Source organism: Actinomadura madurae (genome assembly GCF_900115095.1).
Classification (GTDB): Bacteria; Actinomycetota; Actinomycetes; order Streptosporangiales; family Streptosporangiaceae; genus Spirillospora; species Spirillospora madurae.
Map to the genome: position 1 here is coordinate 37,231 of NZ_FOVH01000025.1, position 24,884 is coordinate 62,114.

The window sequence follows — 24,884 nt, forward strand, 5'->3', positions numbered from 1 at the left end:
GGGTGACTCTGCGGCTTCCACAGCAAAGGTCAGCGGGGACCAGCCCAGCCCCTGGCAGTAGGTCGGGCGGCCGCGCACTTTCCACCGATACTCGGCCCCGTCGACGACGATGCGCCGGCATCCCCTTCTAGCGAGAGTCACAGGCCCTCCGTCATTTTGTAGCCGCTCCGAGCAGCCTACGCAGGTCTGGGGGCGAATCCCCTAGGGCCCACCTGCGGAAACGCCCCCATCCGACTCCGGATGGGGGCGTTCGGGACATTACGCCAGCGGGACGAGTGTGTGCCACTGGCGAGACCGCCGTCATTCTCCCTGCCGTCGCTGCCCGCTCCGCTCCTTTCGTCGAGCGCAGCGGGGGATCGCCTGCGGCTCGGCTCGGACGTCGAGTGGTGGTCGGTCATCGCTGCCCGACGCTTTCTGCTCCAATCGGTCCGTGAGGTCGCGCAGGCTTCCCCGCAGTGCGGCGTTTTGCCGGTGTGCCGCAGGTCGTGGAGTGCAGGTTCGGACGCGCGACGGTCTCGACGGCCAGAGCTCACGGGCGTTCGCCGGAAAGCTGCCCCCGCTTGTTCGGCTCCGCAGAGACGAGCGTCGTAGCGTGCTTGGCGACGTGCGCCCGCAGGTGCTTTCGGAACAGAGGGCCGACGCCCTGCCGGAGAGTCACGGTGCCTGCGGTGCGGGCGCAATTGGGTGGCGGTGGTCAGCAGCAGGTCGCGCTGGCTGTGGCTGCGACTGCCGTGGTCGTTTCGGTGGTCCGGTCTCCGGCTTGGGTTGTGCAGCACGCGGACTCTTCGGCCTTGGCGAGAGTGTCCGCGTCGGCCTTGACCGTGTAGACCTCCCACGGCTCGCCGCCGGGACCGTGGACCCAGACCTTGTCCTGCAGCGCGTAGCAGCACGAGGTGTCGTTCTCCTCCAGGGTCACGAGTCCGGCGTCCGTCAGGCGCTTGGTCGCGTCGGTGACGAGCCCGGAGTCCTCGACCTCGACGCCGAGGTGATCCATGCGGGTCGGCTCCCCGTCCTCGCCCTCGATCAGGACGAGCTTGAGCGGCGGCTCGACGACGGCGAAGTTGGCGTAGCCGGGCCGGAGTTTGGCCGGCTCCGTGCCAAAGAGCTTGGAGTAGAAGGCGATCGAGCCTTCCAGGTCGGACACGCGCAATGCGAGCTGGACGCGGGACATGGGTTCCTCCTCGTGTCGTGGGCGGTGTCGGCCGGTCGTCGGTCGGCGGGTGCCCAGGTGAAGGCTGTTTAGATGTTCGTCTAAGCAGCCGATGGATCGAGTTTGCATCCGTGCATAGATGGATGTCAAATTAGAGGCATGTCTAAGCAGCCGTTGCCGATCTTGGGCCCCGTCGACGCCGAGGGGGCGTGCTGTGCGCCCCTGGTCTGCGAGCCGTTGAGCGAGAACGAGGCGGCCGAACTGGCGCCGTTGTTCAAGGCGATCGCCGACCCCGTCCGATTGCGACTGCTGTCCTTGATCGCCTGCCACGAGGGTGGAGAGGTGTGCGTATGCGACCTGACCGCCGCGTTCGACCTCACGGCGCCCACGATCAGCCATCACCTGAAAGTGCTCAAGCAGGCCGGGTTGATCGACTCGGAGCGGCGCGGGACGTGGGTTTACTACTGGCTCAACCCCGGCGTCCTGGAACGGCTGTCGACGATCCTCGGGCCGCGCGTCGCCGCAGCCGCTGTCTCCTGACCGGGCGCCTGTGATGACCGCCGTCGTGCCCGAGGTGCTGTTCGTGTGCGTTCATAACGCTGGACGCTCCCAGATGGCCGCCGCCCTGCTCGATCACCACGCCGCCGGACGGGTCCGCGTCCGGTCAGCCGGGTCCGCACCCGCAGACGAGATCAACCCCGCCGTCCGCGCAGTGATGGCCGAACTCGGCCTGGACTTGTCCAAGGAGTTCCCCAAGCCGCTCACCGGCGAAGCCGTCCAGGCCGCCGACGTGGTCATCACCATGGGCTGCGGCGACGCCTGCCCTGCCTTCCCTGGCACGCGGTATCTCGACTGGCAGCTTCCCGACCCCGCCGGCCGGCCCGTCGAGAAGATCCGTCCCATCCGCGACGAGATCGACACCCGCGTCCGCGCCCTGCTCGCCGAACTCCTGCCCGCCGGCGCCTGACGGCCGGCGCCTGTCGCCTCCTTCCGCATGCGCTGTTTATCGTCTATCGTCGATGAACGATGAATGAGGAGAAAGGGCCGCTCGACCGGCCGACCGCCACCGAGTACGCGTCCTGGTTCAAGGCACTGGCCGACCCGACCCGCGTCCAGATCGTGTCCCTACTCGCACGGCAGGGACGGCCGATGAACGTCGGCGAGATCGTTGACGCCGTTCACGTCGGGCAGTCGACGGTGTCCGCCCATCTCAAGGTGCTGGCTCGGGTCCGGTTCGTCCTGGTCGACCAGCACGGGACCTCCCGCTTCTACCGGATCAATGCGGCGTGCGTGGAGTGCTTCCCCACCGCCGCCGACCTGGTCATGGGACGGGCCGCACCGGTCGCGCCGACCTGCCCACCCGAAGGAGACACCTGATGGCCGACCCCAGCCCCGGTGGCGCCCCCACAACCGAAGCCATCGTCGCGCGGTACTCCGGCCTAGCTCGGCTCGCCCTGGCCGGCGGCACCCCAGAAGACGGCAACAAATGCAGCGACGCCTGCACCGACGCCGCCGCCTATTCCGCTGAGGACCAGGTGCCGGAGGCCGCTCTACGCGCGAGTCTCGGATGCGGCAACCCCCTCGCCGTCGCCGAACTGCGTCCCGGAGAAACCGTCCTGGACCTGGGCTCAGGCGGCGGACTGGACGTGCTGCTGTCGGCCCGTCGCGTCGGCTCGACCGGAACCGCCTACGGGCTGGACGCCAGCGACGACATGCTCGCCCTCGCCCGTGCCAACGCCACGCAGGCCGGAGCCCGCAACGCCCATTTCCTGCGCGGCCACATCGAAGACATTCCGCTTCCCGAGGCCAGCGTGGACGTGGTCATCTCCAACTGCGTCATCAACCTCGCCGCCGACAAGGCCCGCGTGCTCGCCGAAGCCTTCCGCGTCCTGCTCCCCGGCGGCCGACTGGGGGTCAGCGACATCATCGCCGAATCCGGCCTTGATCCCGACGAGCGCACCGCCGCAGAGAACCGCCTCGGCTGCGCCGCCTCCACCCTCACCGCCCAGGAGTACCGTCGCGAGCTGCACGCCGCCGGATTCACCGGCATCACCATCACCGCAACCGCCGACAGCGGCGACGGGCTACACGCCGCCATCGTCCAGGCCACCAAGCCCACCGGCTAGCTCCCGAACGCGCCATGCCATCCCATCACCACGATCAGCCCGGGATCGCCATCCGGGCCATGCAGCCCCAGGACGCCGACCAGGTCCTGACGATCTACCAGCACGGCCTGGACACCGGACACGCCAGCTTCGAGACGACCGCCCCCACCTGGCAAGCGTTCGACTCCGCCAAGCTCGACCAATATCGCTATGTCGCGACCGACCACGCCACAGACCCGAACCACAACGTGCTCGGCTGGATCGCAGCCAGCCCCGTCTCAGATCGATGCTGCTATGCCGGGGTGGTGGAGCACAGCATCTACGTCTCTCCGCACGCCCGCGGGCTGGGCATCGGCGCCGCACTGCTGACCGCGTTCATCGCCGCCACCGAAGCCGACGACATCTGGACCATCCAAACCGGCATCTTCCCCGAAAACACCCCCAGCCTCCGCCTGCATGCCAAAGCAGGCTTCCGCACAGTGGGCACCCGTCAAAGACTGGGCCGTCTCCACGGCAGGTGGCGCGACGTCGTCCTCCTCGAACGCCGCAGCCCTACCGTTCTCTAGCGCCAGGCACCAGCGTCACCGGGACCAGGCGCGGCAACCTGGGCGGCGGGCCACTAGGGCGGTCACCAGGGGACGATCAAGCGGCTCTCCGGCCGACTGCCGGCGGAGGCGCGACGGACATCTCCCGTGCCACTCATCGGAATCGCTCTATGTGCGCCGACCTTCTCACGTCGAACAATACGCGCATGCGCTTGCCACCGGACGCTGCTTCCACCGCACCCGTCCTCCGAACGACGAAGGAGTAGCGAGACGATGTGCGATGTCCTGAGATCCGCGGCGAACCAGATGCCGGAGGCCGATCGGCGGCGATTCCTCAAGTCGCTGAGCGCGGCTGCGGCCGCCGGTGGGCTCATAGCGGCCGGTTCGCCTGCGGCCGCGGCGGGGCCGGAGAGGAAAGGTTCGGCCGCTCGCCGTCACCGCACCAGACTTGTCCTTCTGGGCACCGCCGGTGGGCCTGGTCGGCTTGCCGGTGGCCCGGCCGGCGTCTCGACTGCGGTGGTGTACGAGGACCGGGTCTACCTCGTCGACCTCGGCGCCGGATCCCTTATCCAACTCTCGCAGAGCGGCCTGGGCCTTGACGCCGAGGTCTCGTCATCGCTGGCGCGGGTGAGCGGGGTCTTCTTCACGCACCTGCACAGCGATCATGTCACGGACTGGCCTGGCGTCTACGCAACCGGCACGACGAACGCATTCGGCCGCATGCTGCCCAAAGTACAAGTGTTCGGGCCCGGGGACCGAGGTACGTTGCCCCGAGTGTTCCCCCCGGGACGGCCAGCGCCGCCAGTGGTTCACGCTGAAGACCCCACGCCGGGTATCACCGGCATGACCAGCTACCTCAGCAGGGCGTTCGCCCAAGACTTCAACGACCGCGCGCGCGACAACAACCTGGCAGCGCCAGAGAGTCTTTTCGACGTGCACGACATCGACCTGGCCGGTGTCTGGGACGTCGACGCCGAAGGCAGGCCTCCCCGGCTCGCCGGACCGCTGCACGTCTGGGACGACGGTGATGTGCGCGTCACGGCAACGCTGGTCGACCACCACCCGACCGCGCCCGCGTTCGGCTACCGCTTCGACACCCCGGACGGGTCCGTCGTCATCTCGGGAGATACCACGGTCAGCGAGAACCTGATCGATCTCGCCCAAGGATGCGACTTCCTCGTCCACGAGGTCATCGATCCGAAATTCGTCGAGGCGGTGACGGCCTCGCTGCCCGACGACATCGCCGGGCCGGCGCGAGAGCATCTGCTCAGCTCCCACACCACGATCGAGCAGGTGGGCCGAGACGTGGCCGAGCCCGCGGCCGCGAAGAACCTGGTGCTGAGCCACCTCATACCGAGCACGAACGCGGCGTCTCGCTGGCGGCTCGCGCAGCGCGGCTACTCCGGCCGCCTCATCGTGGGAAAAGACCTGATGCGGCTCGGCATCGGTCGGCCGTGAAGGCGACGCTCGCATGCCCGAGCGCTTGAGGGCGTCGCAACGCACCACTGAGTGCATCATTGGGTTTCGGCCGGTGGGCTCGAGTTGACGCCGGGGCGGCGGCGACCGGCATGATGTCGCGCCGGGCGATTCTCGGAGGCGGCGCGGCGCCCGCCTGCGCGTTGGGGTCGGCCGTCTCCAGGCAGGCGGGCGGCGGTCGGTGCGCTCAGCCGATCTGCGCACCTCCGGGCAGGTCGGTCGAGATGCTGAGCTGCTCCCAGGCCGCGATGTCCGCGTCCAGGGCGGCGCGCCCCGACCGCACCAGCCGCAGTGCGTCCGAGCCCAGGAGCAGGTGTGCCGGCGGCTGCTCCGACTCGACGACGGCGAGGATCGCCGCGGCGGCCTTGGCCGGGTCGCCGAGCTGGTTGCCGCTCGCCTTCAGGCGCGCCTCGCGGATGGGTCCGAACAGCTCGTCGTAGTCGCTGATCGACCGCTCGGCGCGATCCATCGAACGGCCGGCCCAGTCGGTCCGGAACGAGCCGGGAGCGACCGCGGTCACGTACACCCCGAACTGGGCGACCTCCTTGCCGAGGGACTCCAGGATGCCCTCAAGGGCGTACTTGCTCCCGTGGTAGAAGGTCAGGCCCGGGACCGTCATGAGCCCGGCCATCGAGGTGATCCCGATGACACGGCCCGCCCGGCGCCGGCGCATCGAGGGCAGGACGGCCTTGATCGTGGCGACCGCGCCGAAGACGTTGGCGTCGAACTGCGCGCGCAGCGCGCTCATCGGGGACTCCTCGAACACCCCCTCATGCCCGTAGCCGGCGTTCGCCACCACGACGTCCACCGGCGCGACGTCCTCCTCGACGGCGCCGAGCACGGTGAGCACGGCGTCGTGGTCGGTGACGTCGAGGACCCGCGCTACGGCCCGGCCGGGCGCGAGGGCCTCGAACGCGACCGCGTCCTCCGCCCTGCGAACGGTGCCGACCACCGTGTGGCCGGCCTCGAGCGCGGCGCTTGCCAGCGCCCGGCCGAGCCCGGCGCTCACGCCTGTGATCAGGAATGTCTTCGGTCGGACGGCGGGCTCGGCGGTGGCTGCGTTCTCGCTCATGGGCCGAGGGTAGGGCCGGAGGGGGCCGCCCCGGAAGAGTTTTTCGACGTTACGACAAAAAAAATCGATGCTGCGTAGACAAAAAGTGTGTCACGTGTAACGCTCCTCACGACCGGACGTCACGGGAGGATCTTGATGCCAGACCTGTCCGAGGACCGCTCGCTCACCCTGTCGGGGCGCTGCGCCCTGGTCGTCGGTGCCAGCCGTGGCATCGGGGCGAAGGTGGCGACCCGGCTCGCCGGGCGCGGCGCCCGGGTGGCCCTGACCGCCCGGTCGGCGGACTCCCTTGAGCGGTCGGCCGCGGCCCTGCGCGCCGGCGGCGCCGAATGCGCGGCGTACCCCGGCGACGTGACCGTCGCCGGTGACGTCGCCCGGGTCGTGGACCGGGTCGGTGAGGAGTTCGGGCCGGTCGACGTGCTCGTCTACGCCACCGGGCAGGGTGCCGCGGGACGGTTCGAGTGCATCGACGAGGCCGAATGGCGCCGCCTCTACGAGATCAACGTGATCGGCGCGGTCCGCTTCGCGCGCGCGGTGCTCGGCCCGATGCGCGAGCGCGGCTGGGGCCGGATCGTCGCCGTCGCCTCGACCGCCGCCAAGTACGGCAGCCGGTTCCAGAGCCCCTACAACGCCAGCAAGCACGCACTGCTCGGGCTCGTCCGCTGCCTGGCCCTGGAGACCGCCGGGGACAGCGTCACCGTGAACGCGGTCTGCCCCGGCTTCGTCGACACCGAGATGGTCGCCCAGGCCCTGCCGCAGTGGGCCTCGGTGCTCGGGACGACCGAGGAGGCCGTACTCGCCGGCCTGGTCTCTCGCGTCCCCCAGGGGCGCCTGCTCGGCGTCGACGAGGTCGCCGAGCTGGTCGCCTACGTCGCGTCACCCGCCGCCGCCGGCCTCACCGGCCAGGGACTCACCCTCGACGGCGGGCTGATCCTCATCTGAGCCGTCCCCCGCACGACCACGAACGACGAACACAGACAACTCCGACAGCAAAGAACGGAAGACCACGCCATGACCACACGCCTGCTCCTGCGCGGAGCCCAGCTCGTCACCATGGACCCCGCCACCGGGGTTCTCCCGCAAGGTGACGTCCTCATCGAGGACGGCACCATCATCGCCGTCGGACCGGAGCTGGACGTGACCGACGCCGAGGTCCTCGACGTCACCGGCCACGTCGTCGCACCGGGGATGGTCGACACCCACCGTCACACCTGGCAGACCCAGGCGCGCGCGATCTGCGCCGACTGGTCGCTGGCCGACTACTTCTACGGGATCCGGCTCGCGGTCTCCCCCGCGTACACCGCGGCCGACGTGCACCTGGGCAACAAGCTCGGCGCCCTGGAGGCCCTCAACGCAGGTGTGACGACGATCCTCGACTTCTCGCACTGCAACAACACCCCTGAGCACTCCGACGCGGCGGTCACCGGACTGCTGGATTCCGGAGTGCGGGCCAGGTTCTGCTACGGCTTCTTCGAGAGCAGCCCGTTCGCGCCGCCGCACTTCGCCGACCATTCCGAGCGGGTCAGGGACTTCGAGCGCATCGCCGCGACGTACTTCACCGGGACGGGCCGGGTCACCCTCGGGGTCGCCCTCAACGAACTCGGCCTGGTTCCGTTTTCCCACACTCGCAGGGAGATCGAGATCGGCCGCGCGCACGATGCCCTGATCGCCACGCACATGGCGTGCGTCTGGCAGATGCCGTCCGGATTCGACGAGATCGCCGACGCCGGGCTGCTCGGCCCGGACATGGTGCACATCCACTGCAACACCCTCAGCGACGAGCAGTGGCGCCGGCTCGCCGGCGCCGGCTCCAAGGTGTCGATCTCGGTCGAGACCGAGACCAACATGGGCATGGGCCGGCCGGTCTTCCAGAAGTGCGCCGAGTTCGGCGTGAAGCCGACGCTGTCCTGCGACGTGGTCTCGCTCAACAGCGGAGACGTGATCACGCAGGCGCGGTTCGGCCTGGCCTTCAAGCGCTGGGCCGAGACCGAGCACCTCAACCTGGCGGGCAAGGACGTCGAGAAGGTCACCGCCACTGCGCTCGACGCCCTGGAGTGGGCGACGACGAACGGGGCGGAGGCCTGCGGCCTCGGCGACCAGGTCGGCACCATCGCGGTGGGGAAGAAGGCCGATCTCATGGTGGTCGGGGGCCCCGGCATAGGCCAGCACCCGGTCATCGACGGTCCGGGCACGCTGATCTACCAGACGACCCCGAGCGACGTGCGCCACGTGCTGGTCGACGGCGAATTCGTCAAGCGCGACGGCGTGCTCGTCGGGCACGACCTGCCGAAGCTCCTGGCCGAGGCCGACGAGTCCGCCGCGCGGGTGCTCGAACGTGTCCGCGCCGCAGGCGAGCGGTTCCCGGCCACCCCGACCGAGGGCTTCGACGACGTGACCGCGCTGGCCCTCGCCAACCTGGCCGGCTGATCATGGTCGATTTCGCAGGAAAGGCGCCGGCGCCGGCCGAAGACCTGGCGCTGCTCCAGCGCTACATCAAGCAGTGCACCAACTGGGGCCGCTGGGGCGAGGACGACCAGGTCGGCGCGGTCAACTTCATCGACGCCGCCGCCGTGCGCCGGGGGGCGGGCGCGGTCCGGGCCGGCAGGACCATCTCGCTGACCCTTCCCTACGACGGGAGCGGCCCGCAGGACGGCGTGCTGCGGTCCAACCCGCGGCTGGTCGCCACCGCGACCGGCCTGGACTACCTGGCCGGGACCCAGGACTTTCTCCCAGGCGGCGGCACCCCGAAGGGGTTCGGCTACTCCGACGACATACTCGTCATGGACAACCAGGCCGGCACCCAGTGGGATTCGCTCTCGCACATCTTCTGGGACGGCCGGATGTGGAACGGCCGCTCGGCCGCGGAGTCGACCTCGTCGGGGGCGGCGGCCAACGGGGTGCAGAACTACACCGGTCGGATCGTCACCCGCGGTCTGCTGGTCGATGTACCGGCGATGCTGGGCGTCGAGTCCCTCGAACCGGGCCACGCCGTCACCACGGAGGACATCGAGTCCTTCCTCGCCGAGCACGGGCTCACCGTCGAGCCCGGCGACGCGCTCCTGGTCCGCACCGGCTTCCTCGCAGCGCGTCGGGAGAAGTGGGGCGACTACGCCGGCGGCCCGGCACCGGGGCTCTCGCTGCACACCGCCCCCTGGCTGCACGCCCGGGAAATCGCCGCGGTCGCCACCGACACCTGGGGCGTCGAGGTCCGGCCGAACGAGATCGGGGTCTTCCAGCCGCTTCACGTCGTCTGCCTCGTCCACGCCGGGATCGCGTTCGGGGAGATGTTCGACCTCGACACCCTCGCCCGCGACTGCGCCGAGGACGGAGCCTACGAGTTCATGCTGAGCGCGTCACCGCTGCCGCTGACGGGAGCGGCCGGCTCACCGGTCAGCGCGGTAGCGATCAAGTGACGGACGATTCGAGGGGGACAGCGACATCTCCGCCGACGCGACCTCACCGACCCACGAGCATTCGCCGCCCCGCGGGCAGGACGCCCCGGCTCCGCTGTGGTCACCACCTGACGACCGCTCGGATACCCGGCTCGGGCAGTTCACGGCCTGGCTGGAGGCCAGGCACGGTATCCGCTTCGCCGGGTACGACGACCTGTGGCGATGGTCGATCGAGCACCTGGGCACGTTCTGGGCCGACGTCGCCGAGTTCTTCGGCGTCGCCGGAGGGCTCTCCGCCGAGCAGGCGCTGGCCGACGACTCGATGCCGGGGGCGGTCTGGTTCCCGGGGGTGCGCGTCAACTTCGCCGAGCACCTGCTGGCCGCCCTCGACGGCGACCGGGTGGCGCTGGCCGCGCACACCGAGGACGACAGGTCGGCCCGGCTGACCGGTGCCGAGCTGAGCCGTCAGGTCGGGTCGCTGGCCGCCGCGCTACGGCGCCTCGGCGTCGAGCCCGGTGACCGCGTCGCGGCGTACCTGCCGAACACCCAGCACGCCGTGGTCGCCTTCCTCGCCGCCGCGTCCGTCGGCGCGGTGTGGACGGTGTGCGCACCCGACTTCGGCGTGCGCAGCGTCCTCGACCGGCTCGCCCAGACCCGGCCCAAGGTGCTGATCGCGGTCGACGGCCACCACTTCGGCGGGAAGCGGCACGACCGGACCGCCGCCGCGATGGAGATCCTCGGCGAGCTGCCGACCGTGGAGACCTGCGTCTGGGTCGACCACCTGCATCCCGGACGGGTCCCCGAGGCTCCGGAGGGCCGCACCGTGGTCCCGTGGGCCGACCTCGTCGCCGGCGAGGAAGAGCCGAAGTACGCCCCGCTGCCCTTCGACCACCCGCTGTGGATCCTGTTCTCCTCTGGAACCACAGGCATCCCCAAGGGAATCGTCCACGGTCACGGCGGCATGCTGCTCGAGCAATACAAGAACATGCTGCTGCAGACCGACGTCCGGCCTGGCGACGTCTTCTACTGGTACACCTCCACGGCTTGGATGATGTGGAACATCGTCGTCTGCTCGTTGCTCGGTGGGGCGACCGCCGTCTTGTACGACGGCAGCCCGACCCACCCCGACTTGGACCGGCAGTGGGAGCTGGCGCAGCAGTGGGGCCTCACGCACTTCGGCACCAGCGCGGGCTATCTCACCGCGTGCGCCGTCCAGGGGCTCCGGCCGGGAGAGCGGCACGACCTGTCGCGGGTCCGGTTCATCGGGTCGACCGGCTCGCCGCTGCCGGCCGGCACGGCCCGGTGGGTCTACGACGCCGTCGGCACCGGCGCGCAGTTGGTCTCCTCGACCGGCGGCACCGATGTCGCCACCGGATTCCTCGGCGCGACCCCGATGCACCCGGTGTGGGCCGGTGAGCTCTCCGGCCCGATGCTCGGCGTGGCCGTCGCGTCCTGGGACGAGGCGGGCCGACCGGTCACCGGCCGGGACGGCGAGCTGGTGGTGACCGCGCCGATGCCGTCGATGCCGCTGTGCTTCTGGGACGACCCCGACGGGAGCCGCTACGGCGACGCCTACTTCTCCACCTACCCAGGCGTGTGGCGCCACGGCGACTGGGTCGAGATCACCGAGCGCGGCTCCGCCGTGGTCTCGGGCCGCTCGGACTCCACCCTCAACCGCGGCGGTGTCCGGATGGGCACGGCGGACGTCTACGCAGCCGTGGAACCGCTGCCCGAGGTGGTCGACTGCCTGATGATCGGCGTCGAGCAGGACGATGGCGGCTACTGGATGCCGCTGTTCGTGCATCTGGTCGACGGCGCCGAACTGGACGACGAGCTGCGCCGTACGATCCGCGAGGCCATCGCCGGCAACGCCAGCCGGCGGCACGTGCCCGACGACATCCTGGCCGTGCCGGGCGTCCCACGCACCCGCACCGGCAAGCGCGTCGAGGTGCCCGTCAAGCGGCTCTTCCAAGGCTTGCCGGTCGAGCGGGCGGCCGGCGCCGGCAGCCTGGAGAACCCCGCTGTCATCGAGCACTACGCAGCGATCGCCCGCGCCAGGCGTACCGACGGCGGAAAGGATGCGCGAGCGTGACACGCGCGGCTGGAGCAACTCACCGGCAGGGTTTGCCGCTGGTGCGCACGGCGGTCTCCCCTGGGCGCCTCGCCGAGCAGTCGCCGGTGCGTCGCCACGGGTCCGGATCACGCCGACTAGCATTCTTGGAATGACGAGCGCAGACGCAGCCAGCCGCCGGCGCCGGCGCGAGGCGCCTCGCAAGGGCGACCTGCGCGAACAGGCCATCCTCGATGCGGCCGAGGAGCAGCTCGGGACCCAGACGCTCGACAGGATGACCGTCGAGTCGATCGCCCGCGGCGCCGGGATCACCCGCAACGCCCTCTACTTCTACTTCGCCTCAAAGCAGGATGTCCTGACCGCGCTGGTCCGCCGTACGGTGGAGCAGGTCGCGAACGATGCCGCGTCCACCGCGGCCGACACCGGCACCGAGCCGGCCGAGCGCATCGTCCGCGCGGTCCACAACACCGAGCGCCACTGGATCCAGCACGGCGTGGTGATGCGAGCCGCGGTGGAGTTGGGCGCGGTGATCCCCGAGATCGGCGCCATGTGGACCGAGACGGTCGAGCGCTATATCACCGTGACGACCGAGGTGATGCTGAGCGGCGGGCTCTCCGCGGAGGGACCGGGGTCGGCCGAGGACGTGGCGCGGGCGCTGTGCTGGATGACCGAGCGCAACTTCTACTACGCCTCGGCGGGCGAGGGCGGCGAGGACGCCTTGAGGCACACCAGCGACGTCTGCATCGGCATCTGGCTCCGCATGCTGCCGTGAGCCGTCCGTGATCGCTGCATCTGTCGACCTCCTCGACGCTGTCCACAAGACTCGTGCCGTGACGTCCCGATGCCGCGTGCAGGGTGAGCGCCTCCCGGCTGCGGCCGGCACACGTCCCGCGAGGAGCCGGATGCGGTGGCTGGGGTGCCGGGAGGTGCTCGCCTTCGTCCCTGTCAGTTGCCTACGCCCAGGTCGGGCATGAAGGCGGGCGGGTAGCGGTCGCCTCGGGCGGCGCCTGGCGGGACGGCCTTCTCGATTTCGGCGAGGTCGTCTGCGGTGAGGGCCAGTTCCGCCGCGGGCAGGGCTTCGGTCAGGCGCTCGCGGGTGCGGGCGCCGACCAGCGGGACGACGTCCTCGCCTTGCGCGGCCACCCAGGCGATGACCAGTTGGGCGACGGTGCATCCCTTTGCTTCGGCGACCCGGCGCAGGGCGTCCACGAGGGCGAGGTTGTGCTCGACGTTGCCGCCGGAGAACCGCGGGCTGAAGCCCCGGCTGTCTCCGGGGCCGGAGGTGCGGCCGGCAGACCAGTGCCCGGAGATGAGGCCGCGGCCGAGGACGCCGTACGCGGTCAGGCCGATGCCGAGCTCCCGCAGCGTGGGCAGGACGTCGGCCTCCACGGCGCGGGAGATCAGCGAGTACTCGATCTGCAGGTCGGCGACGGGGTGGACGGCGTGCGCGCGGCGGATCGTCGCCGCGTCGACCTCCGAGAGGCCGAGGTGCCGCACGTATCCGGCGTCGATCATCTCCTTGATCGCGCCGACCGTCTCCTCGATCGGCACCGCCGGGTCCAGCCGGGCGGGACGGTAGATGTCGATGTGGTCGGTGCCCAGCCGCGTCAGCGAGTAGGCCAGGAAGTTCTTCACCGCTTCGGGACGGCCGTCCTGCCCGCCGAAGTCGGGTCCGGGGCCGCGCAGCATGCCGAACTTCACGCTGAGCTTGTAGTCGTCCCGGTTCCGGCCGCGGAGCGCCTCGGCCAGGAGCAGCTCGTTGTGGCCCATGCCGTAGAAGTCGCCCGTGTCGATCAGCGTCACGCCGGCGTCGAGGGCGGCGTGCACGGTGGCGATGCTCTCCGTGCGGTCGGCCTCGCCGTAGGCGCCTGACATGCCCATCGCCCCCAGGCCGAGCATGGAGACGGTCGGTCCGGTACGGCCCAAGGTTCTTGTCCGCATGAGGTTCTCCTCTTCTCGATGTCGCGTTCCACCCTGCGTTCCGGACGGGACGTGCGAAAGCGGAGCGTTCATCGTGGGAGAGCCGCTCCCTGTATATGCCCGGCGACCGGAGGGACCATGGAGTCATGGAACGTGAGCAGCTCGCCGACTTCCTGCGCCGCCGCCGCAAGGCGATCCGCCCGGCCGAGGTGGGACTGGCCGACGGTCCCCGCCGCCGCACCGCCGGCCTGCGCCGGGAAGAGGTGGCGATGCTCGCCGGCATGTCGGTAGACTATGTGGTGCGCCTCGAACAGGGCCGCAGCAGCCAACCGTCCACCCAGCTGCTCGGTGCGCTGGCCCGGGCGTTGCGGCTGACCAATGATGAGCGCGACCACCTGTTCCATCTGGCCGGGCACCGGCCACCGCCGGCCGAGGATGTGGCCCGCCTGGCCCGTGCCGGTCTGGTGCGCATGCTCGACCTGCTCGGCGACACTCCGGCCATGGTGCTGTCCGACCTGGGGGAGGTCCTCGCGCAGAACCGGATGTCCGCCCTGCTGGCGGGTGACCACACGGTCTTTTCCGGCGACCGGCGGTACACCGTGTACCGCTGGTTCACCGAGGCTGCCGCGCGCGCCGCCTGCCCGCCCGAGGAGCAGGAGCATTACGGACGCCAGATCGTGGCCGATCTGCGCGCCGTCGCCGGGCGCCGGTCCGGTGATCCCGTGGTGGCCGGGCTGGTCGACCGGTTGCAGGACGCGAGTGCCGACTTCCGCCGGCTGTGGGCCGAGCACGAGGTGGCGGTCCGGCGGGCCGACCGCAAGACCATCCTGCATCCGCGGGTGGGGCGGTTGCTGATGGACTGCGAGACCCTGATCACGCCGGACCAGCGTCAGCAGTTGCTGGTGCTCACCCCGGCGGACGCCGAGACCCGCGAGAGGCTGGACCTGCTGCGAGTCCTCGGCATCGAAGAGTTCCGCGCGGAAACCGGCAGCACCTCCGCGCAGTGAATGGCGCGCCCAACGCGCGTCCGCCCGTCTCCCAAGCGCTGGCCGTGGGCGGTTCTCCTGGCCGCTGGTCGGGATCGGTGGTCTGTCCGGGCCGGGCTTGCTAGGTGGTCTCCGGTTCTTCGAGGGTGCTTAGCGCGACCGTTTGGTGGGTGACTGTTCTGTCGTAGGTCAGGAGGGCGGCCTGTGCCTCTGGCTCTACGACGGCTGTTGACATGTCGGCTCCGGCGAAGGCCTTTATGGCATCCAGGGAGTCCCACAGGGTCATGACTTCCAGCTCTACCTGGCCGTCTGCGTCCCGGCGGAGCAGGTAGGCGCCTCGGTGGCCGTCAAGGTGGCGGAGCGCTGGGAGCACGGCGTCGGCGAAGTGCTCCCGGTAGGACTCCGCCCCCTCGGGGGTCGCGGTTGCGCGCCATATTCGGGCGATCATTCTGGCTCCCGGTCGTCAGGGCCACCCGGCGTTGACCGTACCAGCCCTGGCCCCAAATGCGGGTTCACGTTCGCAACTGGTCGAGGGTGATCAGGTGGGTGATGCCGCGGGCCTCCAGGTAGGCGGTGTCGTCGCTGCGGCTTTGCAGGACGACGGACGGGCGTTTCCCCTGGTCGACAAGGTTCATGAACGGATCGAAGAACGTGGTGAAGTCGGCCGCCGGGATCATGTCGTCGGGCAGGACGAGGGCGGTCTCGCGCGGGGCGGGGGCGGGTGGGCGTGCGTCGTACTCGGCGATGAGTTTGCGGATGGTCTTGCCGATCGGCTTCAGTTTCCGGTCGTTGGTGAACAGGCCGAGATCGTATTCGAGATTGACGTAGCCGCTGAGCTTCGCATTGAGGTCGTGCGAGTCCCACCAGGTGATGCCGAAGAGGTCCGGGCAGTCGGCCATGGCGCGGATCGACCTTTCGGTCCAGGGCGGGATGTCGGCCGCGTCCATCCAGACCGTGGAGACGCCGGTCTCCTCGATCCATACTTTTCGCTTCAGGTCGGTGTGGAAGGCATTGATGAGTTCGACGAAGAACTCGGAATAGTGCGTGGACGACGTGGAGAGCGATCCGTAGCGCTGGATGACCTGCGTCCAGCCCGCCCAGGTGTGGTTGGCGGTCATCGTTCCGGAGGTCGCGAGGCCGTGACGGCTCCAGTAGTCGTTGTTCTGCCACGGCCAGTGGTCGATTCCGGAGACGTGGATCTTGCCCGGCGCGACCTTCTCGCAGGTGTCGAAGAGGGCGGTGTGCCAGGCGTCGCCCTGGGCCGGAGTGACCGCCATGCCCAGCGGTTTGCCGAACCAGTGGATCTCGTTGGACAGGTCGAATCCCATGAACCTGCGGTGCCGGCCGATGCGTTCGGCGATCTGCGCGAGGAGCCATTGCTCCCGCTCGATCATTTCCGGGTCGGTGAAGACGTTCCGGACCGTGCCGTCGCTGTTGCTGATGAGGTACGGCGGGACGAACAGGACGCCGCTGACCGCGCCGTTGAAGACGGTCACCTCGACGTCGAGGTGGCGGCGGTCGGCGAGGTCGAGGAGCTCTTCGAGACGGTCGAGGTGCTCGCCGCGGGCGTAGGTGGAGTTCGGCTGCAGTTCCGACCAGACCAGCATGATGCGGATGTGGTCCATCCCGAGGGAGGCGATGTCGTCGAGGTCGGCCGCGATCGACGTCCGGTCCCAGTCCGACCAGGAGAACCACCAGTTCTTGCTCGGGACGTAGTTCACGCCGAAGCGGACGCGGCGGTGCCGGTGGCGGCCGGGCGCCGGTGCGTCCGCGTGCGCGGCGGTCGAGGTCAGCAGGGTGGACGCCGCGGCGGCTCCCGCGGTCACCCCGAAGAATTTTCTGCGGTCGATCGACGTCGTGGCGGGGAGCTCGGGCATGGGGGCGACCCTCCAGGGTTCGTCTGCGACCCCGGCAGCGTAGGGACGCTCCCCGTTTCAGGCCAGTGGTCTTTCACGGTTTTCACGAAGCGTCAGAATTCCTCGATCATCTTGGAGAGCTTCGCGGGGTCGGTGGACGCCCGGGTGATCAGTTGCGGGCGGAGCCGCTCGGATTCGGGCGACCGTCCGGCGAGCAGGTCGACGAGCAGGTCGAGGGCCCGGGCGCCCATCTGCCGCATGGGCGAGCGGACGCTGGTCAGCGGGATGGGCAGTTCCGCGGCCAGCGGGGTGTCGTTGTATCCGGCGACGGCGACGTCCTTCCCGGGCCGGAGGCCGTGGTCGCGCAGGACGCCCAGCGCGCCGATGGCCGAGAAGTCGTTCACGGCGAAGATGGCCGTGGGCCGGGGTTCGAGGCGGAGGAGAGTCTCGGCGGCGTCGCGGCCGCCGGCGGCGTCGAACCGGGAGTGGACGACGTGGGAGCCGGGCACCGGGAGGCCCGCGCCGCGGTAGCGGTCGACGAAGCCGGCGGTGCGGTCGGCGCCGGTGCTGGCGAAGGGCTCGCCGGCGATGACGCCCACCCGGCGGTGGCCGAGGCCGAGGAGGTGCTCGGCGACCAGCCGGCCGCCGAGGTGGTCGTCGCAGGTGACGGCGGGGTGCCGGCCGGCGTGCCGGCTGACGAGCACGAACGGGATCCGGCGCTCGGCGATCTCGTCCAGGAACGCGGCGTCGGTGTGCGCGTCGCCGAAGACCAGCCCGTCGACGTGGCGGGACAGCGCCAGTTCGGTGCGCACCCGCTGCTGCTCCGGCCGGTCGTGGCTGTTCATCACGAAGGTCGTCAGGCCGTGCCGGGCGGCGGCGTCCTCGACGCCCTCGTAGATCGTGGCGAGCACCAGGTCGGACAGCCGGGGGACCAGCACGCCGACGAGGTTGCTGCGCGCGGTGCGCAGGCTGGTGGCGTGCGGGTTCGGCCGGTAGTTCAGCCGGGCCGCCCACCGCCGGATCTCGTCGGCGGTCTCGCGGGACGCGGCGCGCTGCGCGTCCTCGGCGGAGCCGTTGAGCACCCGGGAGACGGTCGAGACGTCGACGCCCGCCGCCTGCGCGATGGTGCGCAGTGTCGCGGGCCGCTGCCGATCGGTTCGGGCCACCCGTCCTGCCTCTCCGTCGCCGCCACCCCTTGACAGGGCGACCCTCTGGTGCCTTTTATACAACCCAAACGTTTGACCCAATCGTTTGGGTCAGCCAGAGGTCAACGCCCAAACGTTTGGGAAAGAGGCGAGTCGTGGCAGGACGGGTCGACGCGGCGGGACAGGCATGATCGGACCGCCGCCGGGCGCGGGGTGGTTCGCCCGGCGCACCGTGACGGGGCTGGCCGGTGCGCTGCGCGCCGGGACGACGTCCCCGGCCGATCTGGTGGAGCGGTCGCTGGCCGAGGCGGCCAGGCTCGACCCGGGGCTCAACGCGCTCGCCGCGGTCGACGCGCCCGGTGCGCGGGCGGCGGCGGAGCGCGCGGGACGCGAACTGTCCGCGGGGATGGACCGCGGGCCCCTGCACGGCATCCCGGTCGTGGTCAAGGACGTCGTGGACACCGCCGGCCTGCGCACCGCCATGGGGTCCCGTCACTACGCCGGCCGTGTGCCCGAGCACGACGCGGAGTGCGTGCGCCGGCTGCGCGCGGGCGGCGCGATCATCGTCGGGAAGGCGGCGACGCACGAGTTCGCGTTCGGCCCCACCGGCGACCGGTCGGCGGACGGGGCGACCCGCAACCCGTACCGGCGGGAACGCGTCTCCGGCGGTTCCAGCAGCGGGTCCGCCGCCGCGGTGGCCGCCGGGATCGTGCCGCTCGCGGTGGGCACCGACACCGGCGGCTCGGTGCGCATCCCCGCCGCCTGCTGCGGGATCGTCGGGCTCAAACCCACCCGCGGCGCCGTGCCGTCCGGCGGCGTCTTCCCGGTGGCGCCCTCCCTGGACACGGTCGGCCCGATGGCGCGCACGGCCGGGGACTGCCTGCTGCTCTGGAACGTTCTAGCAGGTGAGGACGCCCTCGAGCCGGACGTCTCCGGCTGTCGTGTCGGGTGGGTGGCGCCCAGTGCGCTCCATCCGGCCGACCCGCGGGTGACCGAGGCGGCTCGCGCTCTGCTGGAACCGCTGCCCGTGCGGGACGTGGCCGTCCCTGGCATCGCGCGGCTGCGCTGGGCCTACCAGGTGATCCAGGGGCGTGAGGTCCACACGATCCACGCCGGGCGGCTGGCCGCCGCGCCGGAGCTGTACGGAGAGGAGGTTCTCGCCCGCCTGCGCGCCGCCGGGCGGATCACCGAGGAGGACGCCGAAGCGGCCCAGGCGATCCGGGAGCGGGTCCACGTCGCGGTGGCGGCGCTCCTGGAAGGCCATGACCTCCTCGCCATGCCCACCGTCCCGATCCTCCCTCCGCCACTGGACGCCCGAAGCCTGTCCCTGGACGGAACGCCGATCGACGTCCGAGCCGCACTGCTGTCCCTCACCAGCCCCTGGAGCGTGCTCGGGCTGCCCGCCATCAGCCTGCCCGCCGCACCGGTGGACGGGCTGCCCACCAGCCTCCAGCTGATCGCCAGGCCGGGCGCCGAGCGCCTGCTGCTCGCCGTCGCCGGCCGTCTGTCCGAGGCGAACCAGACGACCACCACCGCATCCCAGCCCTGAAGGAGCACCCATGTCCGCTGTCAGCCCGGTCACCGCGGCCGCCGTCCAGTTCGACCCCCAGGTCGGCCTGGAGAACAAGGAGAAGAACGTCCAGCGGAGCCTCGAACTGATCAACGAGGCCGCCGACCGCGGAGCCACGCTGATCGTGCTCCCGGAGCTGGCCGCCACCGGCTACGGGTTCGCCACCCGCGAGGAGGCCTACGCGCACGCGGAGCCCGTCCCGGACGGGCCCACCACGCGGGCGTGGACGGAGGCCGCCCGCGAGCGCGGCCTGCACATCGTCGGCGGCCTGGCCGAGCGCGACGGCGTCCGGCTGTACGACACCGCGGTGCTGACCGGTCCGGACGGAGTGATCGGCACCTACCGCAAGACCCACCTGTGGAACAGGGAGAAGCTGATCTTCGAGCCCGGCGATCTCGGCTTCCCGGTGTTCCCGACCCGGATCGGCCGGATCGGGCTGCTGATCTGCTGGGACATCTGGTTCCCCGAGGTGGCGAGGCTGCTCGCCACGCAGGGCGCGGACGTCGTCTGCAGCGTGAACAACTGGGTGTGGACGCCGCCCCCGCTCTTCGACGAGGCGGGCCGGTGCATGGCCTCCTACCTGACGATGAGCGCGTCGCACGTGAACAACCTCCCGATCGTGGCGGCGAACCGGGTGGGCGAGGAGCGGGGCGGCAAGTTCCTCGGGTGCTCCCTCATCACGGCCACCAACGGCTGGCCGATCGGCTCCGTCGCCCCGGCCGAGGGCGAGACGACCGTCTACGCGGACCTGGACGTCGTCGCGGCGCGGTCGGCGCCGATCTGGAACGACCTCAACGACCTCGTCCGCGACCGGCGCACCGATCTCTACGATCCGCTGCTCGGCTACCGCGGCGGCGATGCCTTCCCGCGGTGAGGAGGCCCGCCATGAGCGACACGACGAAGACCTCGCCGGCCGTGTCCGCCCGCGCCGCGGATCCGGCGGTCGGGCGATGGGCGGGCGGCGCCGTCCTGGTCTCGGTGACCGCGGCGCTCGCCGTCCTCCTCACGCGAGCCGAGGACGGGCTGCCGCACGTCCTGCCCGGCTACACCGCATGGCAGGACGAGATGTACGCGAACGTCCCGCAGTTCCTGCGCTGGTGGATCGGGGACGCCACCGAGGCCGAGTTCTTCAAGTCCGCGATCGGCGGGCTCGGGATGATCGCGGGAGGCTGGCTCGCGCACACGGCCTGGCGGCGGGGCCGCCGCTGGGCGGGCTTCCCGATCAGCTACGGCACCGGGCTGTGGCCGTGGCTGCTGGGCTCCGCCGCGTTCGGCCTGCTGCTGTCCGACCTCGCCTGGGGGTGGACGATCCAGGCGACCGGCCAGTGGCAGCCCACCTTCGTGCCGTTCGTGTCGGTTCCTCCGGCCGTGGTGCTCGTCTACGGTGCGGGATGGTCGGTGGCCGCCACCGGGGCGGTGCTCGGAGCCGCGCTGACGACGCCGGTGGCGCTGGCCGTGGCGAACTACTTCTGCCACCCGCTGCACCTGCCCAACGTCATCGGCAACGTCACGGGCATGTGGGTCGGAGCGCTCCTGGCGTTCCTGATCTGCCGCCATCTGCCGTGGATGCCTCGTCCGCTCGCAACCGAGCAGAGTAGCGAATCCGCCGAAACCGCCAAGCCCCCGGCGCCGGAGCCGGACGAGCGCGGCGGCGTCTGGGTGGTCCGGCGCGTGCTGGCCGACTTCACCGAGGCCCAGTTCTACGGCAACGAGATCGCCGCCATCGGCCTGATCGGCGGGACGCTCGCGACCTACCTGCTCAACCCGCTGACGCCGGTGTACGGAAGCGGGCTGCTGCCCGCGATGCTCACCGCCCAGGTGCTGGCGGGGACCTTGGGCGTCCTGCTCTACCAGCGCCGATGGGCCGTCCTCGGCTGGTATCCGACCTTCGTCCCGGTCGTGTCGGTGGCGCCGGCGGTGGTCCTCACCTATGGCGCGACCGTTCAGGCGGTCGTTCTCGGGGCCGTGTTCGGCGCGGTCGCCGGGCCGCCGCTCGCCGCGCTGGTCTCCAGGCGGCTGCCGCCGGACTTCCATCCGTTCATCGGCAACGTGGTCTCCATGACCGTGTGCACGCTCATCGCCGTCCCGGTGCTCGGTCTCCTGCCCGGGTTCGTCTCGACACTCTGACTCGTCTCGAAGGATCGACAGTGCGTCCACTGCAGTTCAACCGTGATGGCACCGTTCTCGCCGCCGAGGTCCGCGACGGTGACGGTCCACCGCTCGTCCTGCTGCCCGGCGTCATGGCCGACGCAGCCGGGTGGCGGCCCGTGGTCGAGCACATCGACCTACCCAACCGGGTCATCGTGCTCAACCGCCGTGGCCGGGCGCCGAGTGGACCTCTCGGGCCCGGGTATTCGGTGCGGACCGAGGTGAACGATCTCCGTCACGTCCTGGACGCCCTCGGCGAGGACGTGCACTTGTTCGGCTGGAGTTACGGGGCGCTGATCGCGCTGGAGGCGGCCGCCGGCCGTACGGATCTGCGCTCGCTCGTCCTGTACGAGCCGGTGGCCCACCCCTTCGCCCCGGAGGCGGTGGGGCCGTTGCGCGAGGCCGTCGACCAGGGGGATCTGGACCGGGCCGTGGAGGTCGTCAACCTCCTGGTGTCCGGGTTCACGCCCGGCTACGTCGCCGAACTCCGGGCGAGCCCGGCGTGGGACGTCCTGCGCCCGCTGGCCGAACCCTCGGCGGGCGAACTCGCCGCCATCAACGATCACCGTCCCGCCATGGACACCTACGCGGCGCTGGACGTCCCGGTCACCCTGCTGCTCGGCGAAGACAACGAAGGGAAGGTCCCGTACGGAACGGCGTTCGCGCAATTCGCGCGGGCGATGCCTCAAGCGCAGATCGTGCGCATCCCCGGGCAGGGGCATCTGGCTCATGCGCAGGCGCCCCGCTCACTCGCACATCACATTCGCGACGCGCTCAAAGGGTGAAATGAGCGCGCCGCGTTGATCAACGAAATGGTATCCGGCGGGTGAAGGCGGCGGCCGCCTCGCGACCGGGAGGGGCGCGAGGCGGCCGCCGATGGGTCACCGCCCAGGCGTGCGCTGGGCCTCGGCGCCCTTGGCGAACGCGGCGCGGAAGGTGATCGGGCCGAAGATGCCGTCGGCGTCGATCTCCTTGCGCTTCTGGAAGGCGGTGACGGCCTTCGTGGTCGCCGGACCGTAGTACCCGTCCGCGACGAGGGAGCGGTCCTGCAGGACCTTCATCGCGTACTGGATGCCCTTGATCTGGCTGCGGCGGCCGCTGCCCTGCCCGACCTCGCCGCCGTCGTCACGCAGCGCGCCCCAGGTCTCCGCGTCGAGCCTGCCCGACTGGGGCAGGTCGTGCGCGGCCTGGTACTTCTTCAGTGCGGGACCGAGGTCGGCGGGCCAGCCCTCCCCGGCGGACGTCGGCGTGCAGTCGTGGTAATAGCCGAACTGCACCAGGTAGCAGCGGGCGGAGGCGATGCGGTAGTCGCTGTCGCCGGGCCCGAGCTCCACCCACGGCTGCGATTCGATCGCCTTGGCCACCGTCGGGCTGGTGTCCGGTCCGTCGGCGCCGGCGGCCTGCATCGCCCCCAGGCTGGTGCCGACGGCGAGGACCGTCGCGGCGATGGCGAGCACCGCGCGCAGGAGAATCTTCATCTGTGGAACCCCCGTTCCCATCGATCGGATCCTGTACTCGGTGAGATGGCGGCCCGTTCGGAATTGTTCTCGATAAATCCAAGAAAATGGCGCGACGAATTGCTCTGGCGACAGGTTTACCTGATCTCGATTAATTTACTCACTTAAATTCGGGGGCCGGGACGGCGGCCTGCTCGCGCTCCCAGAGGGCGCGGTAGGGGCCGGGGCGGGAGAGCAGGGCGGCGTGGGTGCCGCGGTCGGCGACGCGGCCGCCGTCCAGGACGACGATCTCGTCGACGGCGTCCAAGCCGGAGAGGCGGTGGGTGACGAGCAGCGTGGTGCGGCCCTCGGTGGCGGTGAGCAGGTCGGCGGTGAGCGCGTCGGCGGTCGCGATGTCCAGGTGCTCGGCGGGCTCGTCCAGAAGCAGCACCGGCGGGTCGGCGAGGAGCGCGCGGGCCAGGGCGATGCGCCGGCGCTGCCCGCCGGAGACCTGGGCGCCGTGCTCGCCGACATGGGTGTCGAGGCCGCGCGGGAGGGTCTCGACCCAGTCGAGGAGCCGGGCGCGGCGCAGGACGTGGCGGATCTCGTCATTGGTGGCGGCGGGACGCGCCAGCCGGATGTTCTCGCCGATCGTGGAGTCGAACAGGTGGGCGTCCTGGGCGCAGAGGCCGATGACCCGGCGGACGTCGTCGCCGGTGAGGGCGCGCAGGTCCACACCGTTGAGGGACGCCCGGCCGCCGGCGGGTTCCAGGAAGCGGAGCAGGACGGACGTGAGCGTGGTCTTGCCCGACCCGCTCGGGCCGACGATCGCGCAGCGGCGGCCCGGCATCAGGTCGAGGGAGATGCCGTCGAGGGCGTACGGGCCGTCGGGCGTCCACCGCGCTCGGAGGTTCTCGACCGAGAGGGTGTAGGGCGGCGCGGGCAACGGTGCGGGGTCGTCCGGGTCCCGCACCGGGGGCGGGCTGTCCAGGACGGCGAAGATGCGTGACGCCGAACGCCGGACCCGCTCCATGTACTGCGCGGCCAGCGGCAACCCGGCCACGACCTCGAACGCGGCCAGCGGCAGCAGGACGATGACCGCGAGCAGGACACCGTCCAAGGCCCCAGAGCGAACGGCCGGGACGCCGGCGGCGAGGTTGCCCCAGACGGCGAGACCGCCGGCCAGGGCGGAGATGGCGGCCCCGGCCCCGGTGGTCGTCGCGGAACGGGCCGTCGCACGCGTGAAGTCGTGATCGAGTTGCTCGGCCCTGGCGAGCTGGTCAGGGGCTGCTCCGTAGGCGATGAGCTCGGGCGCGCCCTGCAGCGTGTCGACGACGTGAGAGGTGAGCTCGCCCCGCAGGTCGGTCGTGCGGCGTTCGGCCCGCCGCGAGACGACGGCGGACAGCCACGGCGCCACGACACCCGCGACCACCAGCGCCAGCAGCAGGACGACCCCCGCCGACGGCAGCAGAGCCCAGGCGACCCCCACGGACGCGCCGCCGACGACCGCGGCGATCGTGCAGGGCAGCAGAACGCGGAGGAAGAGGTCCTGAACGGCGTCCACGTCCGCGACGAGCCTGTTCAGCAGGTCGCCGCTCCGGAACGCGGGGAGCCCTCCCGGCGCCAGGCGCTCCAGCCGCTCGTACACCCGGGCGCGCAGGTCGGCGAGGATGCGGAACGTCGCGTCGTGCCCCACGAGCCGCTCGACGTAGCGGAACACGCCTCGCCCCAGGCCGAACGCGCGCACGGCCACGATCGCGACCATCAGCATGAGCACCGGCGGATGCTGCGCCGCACGCGAGATGAGCCATGCCGAGGTCGCCATGAGCCCGACCCCGCTGCCCAGCGCCAGGACGCCGAACAGGACGGCGAGCCCCAGCCGCGCCCGCGCCGGCCGCGCGAACGCGATCAGCCGCAAGACCACCATGCCGCCCCCACCCTTCGAGCCATACCCCTCCGGGCCGCGCAACGAGGTTTCACGTGAATCATCCGCAGCCCCCAGCGCGCCCCCAGCC

24 protein-coding genes are annotated in these 24,884 nt (G+C 71.0%); 16 read left to right on the top strand and 8 right to left on the bottom strand.

All coding sequences use genetic code 11. The features are described 5' to 3' along the window. Nucleotides 1-694: 694 nt before the first annotated feature. Nucleotides 695-1,171 carry an ArsI/CadI family heavy metal resistance metalloenzyme gene (locus tag BM339_RS42830; protein ID WP_075024555.1) on the bottom strand — a complete coding sequence of 159 codons (477 nt, stop codon included), beginning with the start codon at nucleotides 1,169-1,171 and terminating at the stop codon, nucleotides 695-697. A 138-nt stretch (nucleotides 1,172-1,309) separates the two neighbouring features. Between BM339_RS42830 and BM339_RS42835 the strand changes: the two genes are divergently transcribed. The 6 genes from BM339_RS42835 (at nucleotide 1,310) to BM339_RS42860 (ending at nucleotide 5,258) form a co-directional block, all read left to right on the top strand. Then, nucleotides 1,310-1,690, top strand: coding sequence for an ArsR/SmtB family transcription factor (locus BM339_RS42835; protein WP_075024556.1), 381 nt, complete (start codon nucleotides 1,310-1,312; stop codon nucleotides 1,688-1,690). Between the two features lie 13 nt (nucleotides 1,691-1,703). Further along, nucleotides 1,704-2,117 (top strand): arsenate reductase ArsC, encoded by a 414-nt coding sequence (locus BM339_RS42840; protein ID WP_075024557.1) that lies wholly within the window; start codon nucleotides 1,704-1,706, stop codon nucleotides 2,115-2,117. 59 nt (nucleotides 2,118-2,176) lie between these two features. After that, nucleotides 2,177-2,527 (top strand): ArsR/SmtB family transcription factor, encoded by a 351-nt coding sequence (locus BM339_RS42845; RefSeq protein WP_021594109.1) that lies wholly within the window; start codon nucleotides 2,177-2,179, stop codon nucleotides 2,525-2,527. Further along, complete coding sequence (locus tag BM339_RS42850) at nucleotides 2,527-3,276, top strand: methyltransferase domain-containing protein (RefSeq protein ID WP_075024558.1); 750 nt, start codon at nucleotides 2,527-2,529, stop codon at nucleotides 3,274-3,276. Before BM339_RS42845 ends, BM339_RS42850 begins: the two co-directional genes overlap by 1 nt. Before the next feature lie 59 nt (nucleotides 3,277-3,335). Beyond that, a complete protein-coding gene (locus tag BM339_RS42855) occupies nucleotides 3,336-3,821 on the top strand; it encodes a GNAT family N-acetyltransferase (RefSeq protein WP_024934679.1) in 486 nt (161 codons plus the stop codon). A gap of 252 nt (nucleotides 3,822-4,073) precedes the next feature. Then, on the top strand, nucleotides 4,074-5,258 hold the full coding sequence (locus BM339_RS42860) for an MBL fold metallo-hydrolase (protein WP_024934680.1): 1,185 nt from the start codon (nucleotides 4,074-4,076) through the stop codon (nucleotides 5,256-5,258). Between the two features lie 205 nt (nucleotides 5,259-5,463). Here the strand turns inward: BM339_RS42860 and BM339_RS42865 are convergent, their stop codons facing one another. Continuing rightward, entirely contained in the window at nucleotides 5,464-6,348 is an 885-nt protein-coding gene (locus BM339_RS42865; RefSeq protein WP_075024559.1) for an oxidoreductase, read from the bottom strand. 135 nt (nucleotides 6,349-6,483) lie between these two features. On the opposite strand from BM339_RS42865, the gene BM339_RS42870 reads away from it, so the two are divergent. From BM339_RS42870 to BM339_RS42890, 5 genes are all read left to right on the top strand, one after another. Beyond that, nucleotides 6,484-7,287 carry an SDR family NAD(P)-dependent oxidoreductase gene (locus BM339_RS42870; protein WP_083598496.1) on the top strand — a complete coding sequence of 268 codons (804 nt, stop codon included), beginning with the start codon at nucleotides 6,484-6,486 and terminating at the stop codon, nucleotides 7,285-7,287. A gap of 69 nt (nucleotides 7,288-7,356) precedes the next feature. Then, a complete protein-coding gene (locus tag BM339_RS42875; protein WP_021594115.1) occupies nucleotides 7,357-8,772 on the top strand; it encodes an amidohydrolase family protein in 1,416 nt (471 codons plus the stop codon). Nucleotides 8,773-8,774: 2 nt separating this feature from the next. Further along, nucleotides 8,775-9,758, top strand: coding sequence for a cyclase family protein (locus BM339_RS42880; RefSeq protein ID WP_083598497.1), 984 nt, complete (start codon nucleotides 8,775-8,777; stop codon nucleotides 9,756-9,758). A gap of 94 nt (nucleotides 9,759-9,852) precedes the next feature. Beyond that, nucleotides 9,853-11,829, top strand: a complete 1,977-nt coding sequence (locus tag BM339_RS42885; protein ID WP_075024560.1) for an acetoacetate--CoA ligase — start codon at nucleotides 9,853-9,855, stop codon at nucleotides 11,827-11,829. A gap of 130 nt (nucleotides 11,830-11,959) precedes the next feature. Beyond that, nucleotides 11,960-12,580 (top strand): TetR/AcrR family transcriptional regulator, encoded by a 621-nt coding sequence (locus BM339_RS42890; RefSeq protein ID WP_021594118.1) that lies wholly within the window; start codon nucleotides 11,960-11,962, stop codon nucleotides 12,578-12,580. A gap of 173 nt (nucleotides 12,581-12,753) precedes the next feature. Here BM339_RS42890 and BM339_RS42895 read toward each other — a convergent pair whose 3' ends face one another. Further along, nucleotides 12,754-13,749 carry an aldo/keto reductase gene (locus BM339_RS42895; RefSeq protein ID WP_075024561.1) on the bottom strand — a complete coding sequence of 332 codons (996 nt, stop codon included), beginning with the start codon at nucleotides 13,747-13,749 and terminating at the stop codon, nucleotides 12,754-12,756. Nucleotides 13,750-13,874: 125 nt separating this feature from the next. On the opposite strand from BM339_RS42895, the gene BM339_RS42900 reads away from it, so the two are divergent. Then, the gene (locus tag BM339_RS42900; protein ID WP_075024562.1) at nucleotides 13,875-14,735 is read left to right on the top strand and encodes a helix-turn-helix transcriptional regulator; all 861 of its coding nucleotides are present in this window, start codon (nucleotides 13,875-13,877) and stop codon (nucleotides 14,733-14,735) included. Between the two features lie 100 nt (nucleotides 14,736-14,835). On the opposite strand, the gene BM339_RS42905 is transcribed toward BM339_RS42900, so the two are convergent. The 3 genes from BM339_RS42905 to BM339_RS42915 form a co-directional block, all read right to left on the bottom strand. Continuing rightward, nucleotides 14,836-15,162: an antibiotic biosynthesis monooxygenase family protein gene (locus BM339_RS42905; RefSeq protein ID WP_075024563.1), complete on the bottom strand. Its 327-nt coding sequence runs from the start codon at nucleotides 15,160-15,162 to the stop codon at nucleotides 14,836-14,838. A 64-nt stretch (nucleotides 15,163-15,226) separates the two neighbouring features. Further along, entirely contained in the window at nucleotides 15,227-16,591 is a 1,365-nt protein-coding gene (locus BM339_RS42910; protein WP_083598499.1) for a glycoside hydrolase 5 family protein, read from the bottom strand. A gap of 92 nt (nucleotides 16,592-16,683) precedes the next feature. After that, a complete protein-coding gene (locus BM339_RS42915; protein ID WP_075024564.1) occupies nucleotides 16,684-17,736 on the bottom strand; it encodes a LacI family DNA-binding transcriptional regulator in 1,053 nt (350 codons plus the stop codon). 166 nt (nucleotides 17,737-17,902) lie between these two features. Between BM339_RS42915 and BM339_RS42920 the strand changes: the two genes are divergently transcribed. The 4 genes from BM339_RS42920 to BM339_RS42935 are packed head-to-tail and all read left to right on the top strand — an operon-like array spanning nucleotide 17,903 to nucleotide 22,218. Beyond that, the gene (locus BM339_RS42920) at nucleotides 17,903-19,264 is read left to right on the top strand and encodes an amidase (RefSeq protein ID WP_075024565.1); all 1,362 of its coding nucleotides are present in this window, start codon (nucleotides 17,903-17,905) and stop codon (nucleotides 19,262-19,264) included. Nucleotides 19,265-19,274: 10 nt separating this feature from the next. After that, nucleotides 19,275-20,159, top strand: coding sequence for a nitrilase family protein (locus tag BM339_RS42925; RefSeq protein ID WP_075024566.1), 885 nt, complete (start codon nucleotides 19,275-19,277; stop codon nucleotides 20,157-20,159). An 11-nt stretch (nucleotides 20,160-20,170) separates the two neighbouring features. Next, on the top strand, nucleotides 20,171-21,412 hold the full coding sequence (locus tag BM339_RS42930; RefSeq protein WP_075024567.1) for a hypothetical protein: 1,242 nt from the start codon (nucleotides 20,171-20,173) through the stop codon (nucleotides 21,410-21,412). A gap of 20 nt (nucleotides 21,413-21,432) precedes the next feature. After that, nucleotides 21,433-22,218 (top strand): alpha/beta fold hydrolase, encoded by a 786-nt coding sequence (locus BM339_RS42935; RefSeq protein WP_075024568.1) that lies wholly within the window; start codon nucleotides 21,433-21,435, stop codon nucleotides 22,216-22,218. A 96-nt stretch (nucleotides 22,219-22,314) separates the two neighbouring features. Here the strand turns inward: BM339_RS42935 and BM339_RS42940 are convergent, their stop codons facing one another. Together BM339_RS42940 and cydC are read right to left on the bottom strand one after the other, a co-directional pair. Further along, nucleotides 22,315-22,911 (bottom strand): peptidoglycan-binding domain-containing protein, encoded by a 597-nt coding sequence (locus tag BM339_RS42940; protein WP_075024569.1) that lies wholly within the window; start codon nucleotides 22,909-22,911, stop codon nucleotides 22,315-22,317. 139 nt (nucleotides 22,912-23,050) lie between these two features. Continuing rightward, the gene (cydC, locus tag BM339_RS50995) at nucleotides 23,051-24,796 is read right to left on the bottom strand and encodes a thiol reductant ABC exporter subunit CydC (protein ID WP_218163908.1); all 1,746 of its coding nucleotides are present in this window, start codon (nucleotides 24,794-24,796) and stop codon (nucleotides 23,051-23,053) included. Between the last annotated feature and the right edge of the window lie 88 nt (nucleotides 24,797-24,884).

Excerpts from the sequence above, each read along its gene's own strand:
- BM339_RS42835 (WP_075024556.1), top strand. The coding sequence starts at position 1,310 with ATGTCTAAGCAGCCGTTGCCGATCTTGGGCCCCGTCGACGCCGAGGGG.
- BM339_RS42895 (WP_075024561.1), bottom strand. The coding sequence starts at position 13,749 with ATGCGGACAAGAACCTTGGGCCGTACCGGACCGACCGTCTCCATGCTC.
- BM339_RS42840 (WP_075024557.1), top strand. The coding sequence starts at position 1,704 with ATGACCGCCGTCGTGCCCGAGGTGCTGTTCGTGTGCGTTCATAACGCT.
- BM339_RS42855 (WP_024934679.1), top strand. The coding sequence starts at position 3,336 with ATGCAGCCCCAGGACGCCGACCAGGTCCTGACGATCTACCAGCACGGC.
- BM339_RS42940 (WP_075024569.1), bottom strand. The coding sequence starts at position 22,911 with ATGAAGATTCTCCTGCGCGCGGTGCTCGCCATCGCCGCGACGGTCCTC.
- BM339_RS42865 (WP_075024559.1), bottom strand. The coding sequence starts at position 6,348 with ATGAGCGAGAACGCAGCCACCGCCGAGCCCGCCGTCCGACCGAAGACA.
- BM339_RS42920 (WP_075024565.1), top strand. The coding sequence starts at position 17,903 with ATGATCGGACCGCCGCCGGGCGCGGGGTGGTTCGCCCGGCGCACCGTG.
- BM339_RS42910 (WP_083598499.1), bottom strand. The coding sequence starts at position 16,591 with ATGCCCGAGCTCCCCGCCACGACGTCGATCGACCGCAGAAAATTCTTC.
- BM339_RS42875 (WP_021594115.1), top strand. The coding sequence starts at position 7,357 with ATGACCACACGCCTGCTCCTGCGCGGAGCCCAGCTCGTCACCATGGAC.
- BM339_RS42930 (WP_075024567.1), top strand. The coding sequence starts at position 20,171 with ATGAGCGACACGACGAAGACCTCGCCGGCCGTGTCCGCCCGCGCCGCG.
- BM339_RS42905 (WP_075024563.1), bottom strand. The coding sequence starts at position 15,162 with ATGATCGCCCGAATATGGCGCGCAACCGCGACCCCCGAGGGGGCGGAG.
- BM339_RS42880 (WP_083598497.1), top strand. The coding sequence starts at position 8,775 with ATGGTCGATTTCGCAGGAAAGGCGCCGGCGCCGGCCGAAGACCTGGCG.
- BM339_RS42850 (WP_075024558.1), top strand. The coding sequence starts at position 2,527 with ATGGCCGACCCCAGCCCCGGTGGCGCCCCCACAACCGAAGCCATCGTC.
- BM339_RS42830 (WP_075024555.1), bottom strand. The coding sequence starts at position 1,171 with ATGTCCCGCGTCCAGCTCGCATTGCGCGTGTCCGACCTGGAAGGCTCG.
- BM339_RS42845 (WP_021594109.1), top strand. The coding sequence starts at position 2,177 with ATGAATGAGGAGAAAGGGCCGCTCGACCGGCCGACCGCCACCGAGTAC.
- BM339_RS42860 (WP_024934680.1), top strand. The coding sequence starts at position 4,074 with ATGTGCGATGTCCTGAGATCCGCGGCGAACCAGATGCCGGAGGCCGAT.
- BM339_RS42890 (WP_021594118.1), top strand. The coding sequence starts at position 11,960 with ATGACGAGCGCAGACGCAGCCAGCCGCCGGCGCCGGCGCGAGGCGCCT.
- BM339_RS42900 (WP_075024562.1), top strand. The coding sequence starts at position 13,875 with ATGGAACGTGAGCAGCTCGCCGACTTCCTGCGCCGCCGCCGCAAGGCG.
- BM339_RS42925 (WP_075024566.1), top strand. The coding sequence starts at position 19,275 with ATGTCCGCTGTCAGCCCGGTCACCGCGGCCGCCGTCCAGTTCGACCCC.
- BM339_RS42870 (WP_083598496.1), top strand. The coding sequence starts at position 6,484 with ATGCCAGACCTGTCCGAGGACCGCTCGCTCACCCTGTCGGGGCGCTGC.
- cydC (WP_218163908.1), bottom strand. The coding sequence starts at position 24,796 with ATGGTGGTCTTGCGGCTGATCGCGTTCGCGCGGCCGGCGCGGGCGCGG.